Raw genomic sequence first — 10,928 nt, 5'->3', positions numbered from 1 at the left:
AATCTGCGCCTCGGTGAAACGGCTCTTTCGCATTCGTCTGCTCCTTCAGGGTTGAGCAGACTCTACATCATGGTGCGGGACTTCGTGGGGGGCAGGTCATCACCTCTGTGGACCACCCCTGCAACGCCCACCGTCCGGCGTGAATCCCTTTTGTCTACAAGACCTTATCCATCCGCATGAAAATGCACTCAAGCGCTGACCCCAACGCTGGACGATTACTGGGGTGCACTTGCTCAGGCCTCGCAGACCATGTCTTGTCCGCAGCACAACGGCGACTTGATCTTGCCCTCGCATTTCGGGCAGCGTGAGATTTGCACCTCGGTTCCGTCGTCAAGCACGAGCGCTTCGTTGACGAGCGGTTCGTTGCAATCCGCGCATGTGGCGTTGACGCCCATGCCGCAAATGCTGCAGCGATATGTAGCCATGGTATCTCCTCCTGTTTGATGGAGACACTATCACTACTGCCATCGTTTCGATCAATAACTACTCTGTGGTCAGTTTCTCTCAGGAGGAGATGTCAGTCCGAAACGGGCAATGGTCCGCTTCCGGTGGATGCGAAGTCTGCAGAAATTCGCCGCCGTCCACGCCTCGTGACCTGCCACGGGATTTTTTCTCCACCATCGATTAGAGTTCGGCCCGACGAAGGGACGGACATTGAAGCGAACGAGATTTACGGACGAGCAGATCATCGGCATCCTGACGGAGCACGAGGCGGGCGCGAAGTGCGCAAACCTGTGCCGCAAGCACGGCATGTCGGAAGGCACCTTCCATAACTGGAAGGCCAAGTTCGGCGGCATGACGGTGTCGGAGGCCAAGCGGCTGAAGGCGCTCGAGGATGAGGACGCGAAGCTGAAGAATCTGCTGGCCGAGCAAATGCTCGATCTTGCCGCGATGAAGGAACTGGTTTCAAAAAAGTGGTGACGCCTGCCGTGAAGCGCGAGGCGGTTGCGCATCTGAAGGCCCGGTTCGGGCTGTCGGAACGGCGGGCGTGCCGGATTGCCGGGGCGGATCGCAAGATGGTCCGCCACCAGTCGCAGCGCGCGCCCGATACCGATCTGCGTGGTCGGCGGCGGGAGTTGGCTAATGAACGTCGGTGGTTCGGCTACCGGCGGCTCTTCATCCTGCTGCGCCGCGAGCCGCGCAACAGGCCGGGCAAATATGAGCGATTTCCGAAGTCGCGCCAAATTCACAATTGCGAGCAATAGCCGGCACATACAGATGGGCCGGAAGACGTGACCTGCCGACCCCGCCCAGAGGCGTGCAGGCTCGCGGGTCTTGGTTCCTGATGCCACATAGGTATGGGCCGCGTTCTCTTTTTCGGCAAAATACGCTATAGTTTTAGCGTGGGTCCATCGCCTCCGTTCCAGGAGGCCCGGCCGTGAATGGGCGCCAGCGCGGCGGGCTGGCGGCGCGAATTTTCCGCAGAACGTGTGATACTATGCGGATCGAACCGAAATCCTGGACCCGCTACCCTTGGTGGCTGCGCCCGTTCTTCTGGAACCAGAAGCGGAAATACGGCGTCGTGCTGGATGCGGCGCGGCTCTGGGCGCGGTCACCCCGGCTGTTTGCAGGCGTCGCCCTGCTCTACGGCATGATCGACCGCAGATCGTCGCCCCTCGACCCCGCGCTGCGCTCGCTGGTGACGGTGCTTGTATCCCAGGTCAATCATTGTCCGTTCTGTGTCGATCTCAACTCGGCCACGCTGTTGCGGCGGGGCGTTTCGGCTGAAAGGATCTCGGCGCTGCCGGACTGGCGGACGAGCGGCCTGTTCAGCGAGGCAGAGCTGGCGGCGCTCGACTATGCCGATGCGATGACCCGTCACGAGCGCGGCGTCGATGACGCCGGGTTCTCCCGCCTGAGGCAATATTTCCACGACGATGCGATCATCGAACTGACCGGTCTGATCGCCTTTCAGAATCTCTCCAGCAAGTTCAACGCCGCGCTTGCCGTGCCCGCCCAGGGGTTCTGCCGGCTGCCCGGCCCTGCCGGCGGCGGCCCCTGGGAGAATGCCGCGGCCCCCTCAGGGAAAGGACCTCCCGATGACCGTTGACATTTCCTTTCTCGGAGCCTCCGGAACCGTCACCGGATCGCGCTACCTGCTGGAAGCCGAGGGCAAGCGCATCCTTGTCGATTGCGGGCTGTTCCAGGGCTACAAGACCCTGCGGCAGCGGAACTGGAAGCCGTTTCCGGTGGATCCCGCCAGCATCGACGCCGTGGTTCTGACCCATGCCCATCTCGATCATTCCGGCTATCTGCCGCGGCTCGTCCGGCACGGTTTCACAGGGCGCATCCACTGCACCGGGGCGACGCGGGATCTTTGCGAGATCCTGCTGCTAGACAGCGCCTACCTGAATGAGCAGGACGCCGAGCGCGCCAACCGCTACGGCTACACCAAGCACAAGCCGGCGCTGCCCCTCTACGATCGGGACGATGCCAAGGCCAGCCTCTCGCAGCTGGTGGCGTGGGACTTCGAGACCCGGTTCGAGGCCGCCCACGGGGTCGGCGCCCGGTTCCGCCGGGCGGGACACATCCTCGGCGCGGCGAGCGTGCAGCTGACGCTCGGCGGGCGGGTGGTGGTGTTCTCGGGCGATATCGGCCGGTTCGACAGCCCCACCATGCCGGACCCGCGGCCGTTCGAGACGGCCGACGCGTTGGTGATCGAGTCGACCTATGGCGACCGCAGCCACGGCGGGAAGGATGTGGAGGATGACCTCGCAGAGGCGATCACCGAGACGACGGAGCGGGGCGGGACGGTGCTGGTGCCCTCCTTCGCCGTGGGACGGGCGCATTCGCTGCTGTTCCACCTGATGCGGCTCAAGCGGGCCGGGCGGATTCCGGACCTGCCGGTGTTCCTTGACAGCCCGATGGCGATCAATGCCGCCGATATCTACTGCGCGCATCTCCAGGATCACAAGCTCACCGCCGCGGAATGCCGCGCCCTCTGCGCGGTGGCGACCTACACCCGCAGCGCAGACGAGTCGCGCGCACTCAACACAGACCCGATGCCGAAGATCATCATCTCGGCCTCGGGCATGGCCACCGGCGGCCGCGTGTTGCACCACCTGAAACGCTACCTCCCCGATCCCCGGAACATGATCCTGTTCGCGGGTTTCCAGGCTGGGGGGACGCGTGGCGCCACGCTGGTCGCCGGGGGTGACAGGGTGAAAATCCATGGCGCCTACCACGAGGTGCGCGCCGAGGTGAGGAACCTCCGCCAGCTTTCCGCCCATGCCGACCGCGACGAGCTTCTGCGCTGGCTCGGCGGGTTCCGGTCCGCGCCGGGCCGCATCTTCGTCACCCACGGAGAGCCCGAGTCCTCGGACGCTTTCCGAAAGACGATCGAGGAAGAATACGGCTGGCCCGCAGAGACCCCGGACCACCTGGAAAGGGTCACGCTGTGAGCCGGGCAGCCGGCCCTCCGCCGGCCAGGCCGCACCGGCTCTTGGCGCGCCGCAGCGGCATCGATACCGGCGACGAGCCGGTCATCTTCATGAATTACCGATGTGAACCGCACCGAGTTTGCCGGAGGCTGAAACTCCTGAGTGGGATGGAGCATCATGAGCAAGACTACGAACAAGTATTCCCCTGAAATGCGCGAGCGTGCCGTTTGCATGGTTCTGGACAATTAAGGGCAGCATGAGAGCCGGTGGGCGGGGATCATGTCGAATTCGGCGAAGATTGGCTGTGCGCCGCAGACGCTGAACGAGTGGGTCAAAAAAGGCCGAGGTCGATCGGGGTGAGCGTGCCGGGATTACGACTGAGATGGCTGAGCGACTGAAGGCTCTGGAACGAGAGAACCGGGAGCTGAAACAGGCGAATGAGATTCTGCGCAAGGCATCTGCGTATCTTGCCCAGGCGGAGCTCGACCGCTGACCGAAGTCATGATTGCCGTCATCGACGATCACCGTGGTGAACTCGGGGTCGAGCCGATCTGCAAGCACCTGCCGATTGCCCCGTCCACCTATTACGATCACCTGACCAAGCGGACCGACCCCGAGCTCCTGTCGGATCGGGCAAAGCGCGACGCCGAGCTGCGTTCCGAGACCGAGCGGGTGTTCGATGAGAACTTCAAGGTCTAGGGGTGCGCAAGGTCTGGCACCATCCCCCCGGGGAAGGTTTCGCCGGGGCCAGATGCACGGTGGCGCGGGTGATGAAGGATATGGGTTGGACGCCGCGATCCCCGGGAAGAAGATTAAGACAACGCTGCCGGACAAGGCCCTGCCATGCCCATTGGACAAGGCGAACCGGCGGTTCCGGGTGCCGGCACCGAACGTGCTGCGGGTCAGTGATCTCACATATGTCGCCACTTGGCAGGGGTTCGTCTACATGGCGTTCGTGATCGACGCCTTCGCTCGGCGCATCGTCGGTTGGCGCGTCAGTCGCACCGCCCATGCCGGATTCGTGCTGGATGCCTTGGAGCACGCCGTTCATCAGCGACAGCCGGCATCGCCCCCGCGGTGGGCAGAATCGGCGACTCCTGTGACAAATGCTTTGGCCGAAACGATCAACGGCCTCTTTAAGACCGAGGTCATCCACCGCCGTGGCCCGTGGCGCAGCTTCGACGCCGTGGAATACGCCACCCTCGAGTGGGTCGACTGGTTCAACAACCGCCGCCTGCTGGCACCCATCGGAAACATCCCGCCAGCAGAGGCCGAAGCAAACCATCACACGGCTCTGGAACCTCACACCATGGCTGCATAACCTACATCAATCAGCCTCCGGCAAACCGGGTGCGGTTCATCTGACAGCACCCGTGGCAGGTCATGATAATGAAATGGACCGACGGCATGTCTGCTCATTCGCTCTGGCCAATCTCACAGTGAGCCCGCATTGTGCGCTCGGCAGTCTGAGCAGGGCGGAAGCGAACGGGGATAGACCATGGTTGACCGGTGGGTGATCATTGCCGACGACCTCACGGGGGCACTGGATACAGCCGCGCCAATTGCCGAACACGGAGTGCCCGTGCGTGCCGCTCTGTCGCCTTCCAGTCTCCCCGAGGTGCTGGCTGCCGGCGAAGGGATAATCGCAGTCAGCACGAAATCTCGGGAGCTCAGCGCAGACGATGCACGGAAAGCGATACGGCAAGTGCTCGACGCACTGCCGCCAGGGGCCAGAATACTAAAAAAGATCGACTCTCGTCTGAAGGGCCACATATCGGCCGAGGTCGCCGAGGCACTCGTCTTGGGGTATCGGCGTGTGGTGGCTGCGCCCGCCATACCCGATTTGGGCAGAGTGGTTGAAGGGGGGCTGCTGCACGGCTTCGGGATCACGCGGCCGTTGTCAGTGAGCGCAGCTTTCGGAGGACTGGCAGTCCCGGTGGAAGTGCCTGACATCACCAGCGACATGGATTTCGACGCGGTGCTGGAGCGGCTGGCGCCCGATACCCTGGTGGCGGGGGCCCGGGGCCTATCCGTCGCGCTGGCCCGCAAGTTTGCACCAGAACCGTCGGCGCCGCGGATCCCGCGGTCAGGCCGGGTGCTGGTCGCTATTGGGTCGCGGGACCCGATAACGCTCCGGCAGGTCGAACAGCTCCGCGCACGCGGCGCGGATATGGCTTACGTTGCCTGCCCGAATGGCGCGGCCCCGGCCGTCCAGACCGGGAGGGCGGCCACGATCCTCGTGCAGCTGGTCGCGGGCGACCGCGATGAGCCGCGGGAGGACGTGACCGAACGCTTCGCGCAGACGCTGGCCGTGCTGGTGCGGCGAACCGGCGCCGATACGCTGATCGCCACGGGCGGCGAGACCGCGCAGAGCGTGCTGGACGTGCTGGGTGTCGCGACGCTGGACGTGCTGGGCGAGGCCGCGCCGGGCGTTCCTGTGACGCGGGCTGTCTTCCCCGGCGGGTCACTGAACGTGCTGACCAAGTCCGGCGGATTTGGCGATCCCGGCCTTTTGGTCCAGCTGCTGGGCGCGTTGCGCGGCGCCTAGACCTCCATGTGCGAGAACATCGGCTGCCCGGCCACGGGCAGGCGGGCCCGAAGGATGCAGCCGCTTTCGGACTCGGTGATGTAAAGGTCGCGGTTCTCCGGGCCGCCGAAGGCCATGTTGGTGTTGTGCAGCCCCTCGCAGGACTGGATGCGGAAGGCGGGCTCGCCGCGCGGCGTGAAGCCCCAGATCGCGCCCATCCCGATATGCGCGACGAACAGCCCGCCCTCGGAGTCCATCGCCAACCCATCGGGGCCGCCGCCGCCGGACAGCTGGATGAAGTTCTGCACCTTCGCGACGCGTCCGCGCGGCATCAGCGGCGCGCGCCACACCGAATTCGCACGGGTCACGGCGACATAGAGCATGGTCTCGGCCGGGTTAAGGACGATGCCGTTGGGGCTCGGCACATTGTCGAGAAGGCAGTCCACGTCGCCATTGGCGCGCAGGCAGAACACCCGCCCGGTGGGGTCGTGCAGCCCGGTCAGGCCCTGATCGGTGAAATAGAGATCGCCGTTGGAGGCGAAGACCAGGTCGTTGACCGCCTTTAGCCGTTCCAGGTGCACGCGCTCCAGCACCGGCGTAACCGCGCCGCTGTCGGGGTCAAGCAGGACGATGCCGTTCTTGTAATCGGCGATGAAGATGCGCCCGTCGCGGTGGATCTTCAGCCCGTTCGGCTCGCCGTCATATTCGGTGATCAACGTCCAGTCGCCCTGGGGGGACAGGCGGAACACCCGGCCGAAGGGGATGTCCACCAGGTAGAGATTGCCGTCGCGATCGAAGGACGGCCCCTCCAGAAGCGAATGGCACGGATTGCCGCGGGGCTGTTCCTCCAGCCATTCCGAGCGCTTGCCGGGAGAGCGGAATTTCTCGGGCAGGCGTGCGAAGACTTCGGTCTCGATCACGGGGGGCGGTGCGAACATGGGGGCCTCCTGTCGGGTTGGGGAGTGGCGGCTAGCGGGTGGACATCATGTCCGGCAGGAACAGGACGATGCCCGGATAGGCATAGAGCAGGAAGCCGAAGCCGGCGATGATCAGCGCGAAGGGCAGCGAGGCCTTGCCGATCCGTCCGAGACTGGCGTCTGTGGCGATGGATTTCACCGCGAACAGGTTCAGCCCCATCGGCGGCGTGAGCGCGCCAAGCTCGATGAAGACGACAATGATGATGCCGATCCAGACGCCGTCGAAGCCCATGGCGATCATGCTGGGATAGAGGATCGGAACCGTCAGAAGCATGATCGACAGCCCGTCGATGAACATGCCCACCACCAGGTAAAGCAGGAACAGAAGGCAGAAGAACACGAACGGGCCCACGCCGGCATTGGCCAGCAGGTCCGCCACGCCCCTCCCGATGCCCGAGGTGGTGATGGCGAAGCTGAGGATCTGCGCGTTGATGGTGATGAACAGCACCACGCAACTGGTCAGCACCGCATTGCGCAGAGCCGTGCGGAAGGCAGAGAATGTCAGATCGCGATAGACCAGCCCGACCAGTGTTGCCAGCAGGCATCCGAAGGCCGCGGCCTCGGTCGGTGTGACCACGCCGAAATACATTCCGCCGATGATTGCCAGGATCAGCAACGCCACGGGCACCGTATCGACGAGGCCCTTCAGAACAACCCCGGGTGCGGGCTTTTCCGGGCTGCGCGGCGCCATCGACGGGCGCAGAAGCGCCACCACGGCGACATAGACCATGAAAAGAGCCGCAAGCGCCAGGCCGGGCACGATACCGGCGATGAACAGCTCGACCACGCTTTCCTGAACCATCGAGGCGTAAACGATGATCGGGATGCTGGGGGGGATCAGGATGCCCAGGCACCCCCCGCCGGTGAGCGAGCCAAGGGTCAGCGTATCGGAATACCCGCGTGCGCGCATCTCGGGAATGGCGACCGTGCCCACTGTCATCGCCGTTGCCATGGACGAGCCCGCCAGCGCCGAGAACACCGCGCAGCCCAACACATTGCTGTGCGCCAGCCCGCCGGGGAAGGGAGCCAGCAGGTGGGATACGCCCGAGTAGAAGCGTTTGGACAGCCCGCTGCGCAGGATGATCTCGCCCATCAGCACGAAAAGCGGGATCGAGACCAGCGTGAAGGTGTTGGTCGTGTTCCAGATGATATCGCCGAAGCTCTGCCACAGCTGCGTGCCCGAAACCAGCGATACCCCCAGGATACCGACAAGTCCCATCGCGGTGCCGATTTCCACCCCGGCCAGCAGGCAGGCACCGACGGTGATGCCATAGACCAGAAGCGCGGTTTCCCAAGTCATCAGGCCATTTCCTCCTGATCGCGGGACAGGTGCCCGGTCAGATGCAGAATCGCGGTCAGGAACCGCTCAAGGTATCCCAGCCCCAGCAGCGCGAAGCCCAGCGGCATGACTGCCTGCGGAATCCAGAGTGGGGTCTGCGAGGGCTGGAGTGAGACCGAGTTGAACATCCAGTTCATCGACAGCAGCGCGAAGGTGGCCTTGGTCAGCACCGCAGAGACCAAAAGCCCGACCAGCGAGGTCGGCAACAGAAGCAGGTCCTGCGCTTTTCCGGAGAGCCGGTGCACCACCGCTTCGACGCGCAGGATCCGCCCGCTGCGGAGCGCATGCAGCAGGCACAGCAGCGTCATCCCGGTGAACAGGTAGCCACTGTATTCGTCCGAGATCAATGTCGAGAAGGCAAAGATATAGCGCCCCAGAACCTCGACATTTATGAGCAGCGCCATCGCAAGAAGCATCAGCGCGGCCAGCCCGACCAGCCCTTCGGCCAGGGGGTCGAACAGGCGGCGCATGGCCAGCACGAACCGGGTGAGATGGGTCAAGGGCGTCGTCCTTCCAGCGGCGTCTTCAGGGGAAATCCGGCCGGCACCGATTGCGCGTTGTTGCGCCGGCGCCGGCCGGGCGGGAGGTTACTGGCAGGCCGATGCCACTTCGGCCAGCATCTGCTTGGCGGTATCGCCGTTCTGGTTGGCCCACTCGTCCCACATCGGGCGGGTCACGGTGCGCAGGCGCTCCAGCTCTTCGGGGGTGACGTCATGCAGCGTCATCCCGGCCTCGATCAGCTTTTCGCGGGCGATGCGATCGCCGTCCAGCATCGCCTGACGGTATTTCGGGGCCCATTCCGCGGCCTTGTCGCGCAGCAGCTGCTGTAGGTCGGCCGGCAGCTTGTCGAAGGCGCCCTGGTTCACCGTCGCCACCTGGTGTGCCAGGGTCAGGCTCATCATGAAGCCGTAGTCGGTGACCTCGTGGAATTTCCAGTCGAGCGCGGGGACCGCGGCGGTGAAGGCGCCGTCGACCACGCCGCGCTGGAGCGCGGGGATGACCTCGGCCGGGGTGATCGTGACGCCGCTGCCGCCCAGCAGTTGCATCACCTGCACCTGCTCGCGGTTCCAGGCGCGGATTTTCAGGTTCTTCAGCGCGTCGATGCCGTCGACCGGCTCGCGCAGCCACAGCTGCTGCGGCGGCATCACCCACTGCATCAGGGCGACCGAACGGAATCGGTTCGAGAAGACGTCATCGACGTAGGGTTCGGCAGCACCGGCGGCCTTGTCGTAGAACTTGTCGATCGAGGTGCAGACGAAGGGCATCGCCAGAGCGTTCAGTTCGGGCACGTCCCCCGCCACGAAGCCGATCGCCACGTCGCCCATCTGAACCTGGTTGGTCGCCACGGCCTTGAGCACGTCTGGCGCCTTGTAGGGCAGTTCGCCACCTGCGTAGACGTCGATCTTCAAGCGGCCGCCGCTAGCTGCCTCGACATCGGCGGCGAATTCGCGGTGCAGCTGAGTGGGTTTGTCGTTTGCGCCGAAGTAGGTGTAGTATTTCCACTCAACTTCCTGCGCGCTTGCGGACAGGCCGAACATGGCTGCGGCCAGTCCCAGTGTTGCCGCAAGTGCGGGTTTCCTGAACATTGGTATTCCTCCCTGGTCAATGACGGCGGCACAGATCTCTTCGCAGTGGTCCCCTCGCCGTAACACGGAAAGTTGCGCGCGAGATTGCGCGCGGTCAAGTGAAAATGAGAGAGTTTGGTAATTATTGGCAAACAATGATCAATGAGTTGACAAGCTGCGAGTCGAGTTGGAAAGAGGAAGAATGACTCGATCAAAAGGTTCCAAGCCTAATCGGCGCGATGCGGCTGAGGTGACCCGGCCCACGCCGGCGCGCGCACCGCGGGTCGAACGCATCCCGGCGCAGCGGCATGCGGCGATCCTGGAGCATCTTCGCGAAACCGGCGCGGCCTCGGTGCAGGAACTGGCCGAGGTTCTGGGCGCCTCGGCCTCGACCGTCCGGCGCGATCTGGATTACCTGATGGAACGCGAATACCTGGAGCGCACCCACGGCGGCGCCGCGATCAAGCGCGGCGGCAGCGCCGGCGTAGAGGTCGAGAGCGAAATCTCCAGCCACATACAACAACATGAAAAGGCGCTGATCGGGGCGGCGGCCGCGATGCGGGTGCAGCCGCACCAGACCGTCATATTCGACAGTGGCACCACCGTCCTGCAGGCGGCGCGCGCCGTGACGCAGCGCGGCCTTCCGCTGACAGCGATTACCAACGATCTCGGGATTGCGCAGATCCTGGGCGGCTGCGCGGCCATTCGTGTGCATGTGCCGGGTGGCACGCTGCGCAACGGTTCTCCGACATTGCTGGGCAGTCAGGGTGAGACCTTTTTCAAGGGTGTGCATGCGGATCTGGCGTTCGTCGGCGCGCATGCGGTGACCGGCGACCTGTTAACGGATTCTTCGCTGGAGCTGGCAGATATGAAGCGTGCCATGATCGGCGCGGGGCAGCAGGTCATCCTGCTGGCCGATAGTTCGAAATTCGGCCCGCCCAGCATTTTCGACATCTGCACGTTGGCCCGGATCGCCGAGGTGATTTCGGATGACGGCATGACGCCGGACATCAGGAAGGACCTGCGCGCCCGGGGTGTCGCGTTGACCCTGACTTCGGACGGCGCCGCCCAGTCGCCCGAGATCCATGCCTAAGGCCGTTCTGCCTGCCGGGCCGTTCTGACAGGCAGGCGGTTACAAGA

Annotated in this window: 9 protein-coding genes, 2 pseudogenes and 1 other annotated feature; of the genes and pseudogenes, 6 read left to right on the top strand and 5 right to left on the bottom strand. The window is 64.3% G+C overall.

Annotation, left to right across the window (positions count from 1 at the left end; translation table 11 throughout):
* Positions 1-233: 233 nt before the first annotated feature.
* Positions 234-425, bottom strand: coding sequence for a hypothetical protein (locus KCI33_RS17165; protein ID WP_212526032.1), 192 nt, complete (start codon positions 423-425; stop codon positions 234-236).
* 229 nt (positions 426-654) lie between these two features.
* Between KCI33_RS17165 and KCI33_RS17160 the strand changes: the two are divergent.
* The 5 genes and pseudogenes from KCI33_RS17160 to KCI33_RS17140 all read left to right on the top strand — a co-directional run.
* Positions 655-1,136, top strand: a pseudogene (locus tag KCI33_RS17160) (transposase); the annotation flags it as partial.
* A 302-nt stretch (positions 1,137-1,438) separates the two neighbouring features.
* The gene (locus KCI33_RS17155) at positions 1,439-2,050 is read left to right on the top strand and encodes a carboxymuconolactone decarboxylase family protein (RefSeq protein ID WP_212526031.1); all 612 of its coding nucleotides are present in this window, start codon (positions 1,439-1,441) and stop codon (positions 2,048-2,050) included.
* A complete protein-coding gene (locus KCI33_RS17150; protein WP_212526030.1) occupies positions 2,040-3,401 on the top strand; it encodes an MBL fold metallo-hydrolase in 1,362 nt (453 codons plus the stop codon). Before KCI33_RS17155 ends, KCI33_RS17150 begins: the two co-directional genes overlap by 11 nt.
* A gap of 258 nt (positions 3,402-3,659) precedes the next feature.
* Positions 3,660-4,701: pseudogene (locus KCI33_RS17145) on the top strand (IS3 family transposase).
* Positions 3,840-3,956, top strand: a sequence feature (AL1L pseudoknot). (Overlaps the previous pseudogene by 117 nt.)
* Before the next feature lie 177 nt (positions 4,702-4,878).
* A complete protein-coding gene (locus KCI33_RS17140; protein WP_212526029.1) occupies positions 4,879-5,928 on the top strand; it encodes a four-carbon acid sugar kinase family protein in 1,050 nt (349 codons plus the stop codon).
* Here the strand turns inward: KCI33_RS17140 and KCI33_RS17135 are convergent.
* The 4 genes from KCI33_RS17135 to dctP form a co-directional block, all read right to left on the bottom strand.
* Positions 5,925-6,845, bottom strand: a complete 921-nt coding sequence (locus tag KCI33_RS17135; RefSeq protein WP_212526028.1) for an SMP-30/gluconolactonase/LRE family protein — start codon at positions 6,843-6,845, stop codon at positions 5,925-5,927. The genes KCI33_RS17140 and KCI33_RS17135 overlap by 4 nt on opposite strands.
* 31 nt (positions 6,846-6,876) lie before the next feature.
* Complete coding sequence (locus KCI33_RS17130) at positions 6,877-8,184, bottom strand: TRAP transporter large permease subunit (protein WP_212526027.1); 1,308 nt, start codon at positions 8,182-8,184, stop codon at positions 6,877-6,879.
* Positions 8,184-8,723 (bottom strand): TRAP transporter small permease, encoded by a 540-nt coding sequence (locus tag KCI33_RS17125; protein WP_212526026.1) that lies wholly within the window; start codon positions 8,721-8,723, stop codon positions 8,184-8,186. Before KCI33_RS17125 ends, KCI33_RS17130 begins: the two co-directional genes overlap by 1 nt.
* 87 nt (positions 8,724-8,810) lie before the next feature.
* Positions 8,811-9,809 carry a TRAP transporter substrate-binding protein DctP gene (gene dctP, locus KCI33_RS17120; protein ID WP_212526025.1) on the bottom strand — a complete coding sequence of 333 codons (999 nt, stop codon included), beginning with the start codon at positions 9,807-9,809 and terminating at the stop codon, positions 8,811-8,813.
* A gap of 229 nt (positions 9,810-10,038) precedes the next feature.
* On the opposite strand from dctP, the gene KCI33_RS17115 reads away from it, so the two are divergent.
* Positions 10,039-10,881 (top strand): DeoR/GlpR family DNA-binding transcription regulator, encoded by an 843-nt coding sequence (locus tag KCI33_RS17115; RefSeq protein ID WP_212526024.1) that lies wholly within the window; start codon positions 10,039-10,041, stop codon positions 10,879-10,881.
* The last annotated feature ends 47 nt before the right edge of the window (positions 10,882-10,928 follow it).

It is taken from the genome of Actibacterium sp. MT2.3-13A, from assembly GCF_018139985.1.
GTDB lineage: Bacteria > Pseudomonadota > Alphaproteobacteria > Rhodobacterales > Rhodobacteraceae > JAGSOU01.
Note: the sequence above shows the minus strand (reverse complement) of the source record. Positions and strands in the feature narration are given on the sequence as shown.

Coding starts and splice junctions, on each gene's coding strand:
- KCI33_RS17140 (WP_212526029.1), top strand. CDS start 4,879: ATGGTTGACCGGTGGGTGATCATTGCCGACGACCTCACGGGGGCACTG.
- KCI33_RS17135 (WP_212526028.1), bottom strand. CDS start 6,845: ATGTTCGCACCGCCCCCCGTGATCGAGACCGAAGTCTTCGCACGCCTG.
- KCI33_RS17155 (WP_212526031.1), top strand. CDS start 1,439: ATGCGGATCGAACCGAAATCCTGGACCCGCTACCCTTGGTGGCTGCGC.
- KCI33_RS17130 (WP_212526027.1), bottom strand. CDS start 8,184: ATGACTTGGGAAACCGCGCTTCTGGTCTATGGCATCACCGTCGGTGCC.
- dctP (WP_212526025.1), bottom strand. CDS start 9,809: ATGTTCAGGAAACCCGCACTTGCGGCAACACTGGGACTGGCCGCAGCC.
- KCI33_RS17165 (WP_212526032.1), bottom strand. CDS start 425: ATGGCTACATATCGCTGCAGCATTTGCGGCATGGGCGTCAACGCCACA.
- KCI33_RS17150 (WP_212526030.1), top strand. CDS start 2,040: ATGACCGTTGACATTTCCTTTCTCGGAGCCTCCGGAACCGTCACCGGA.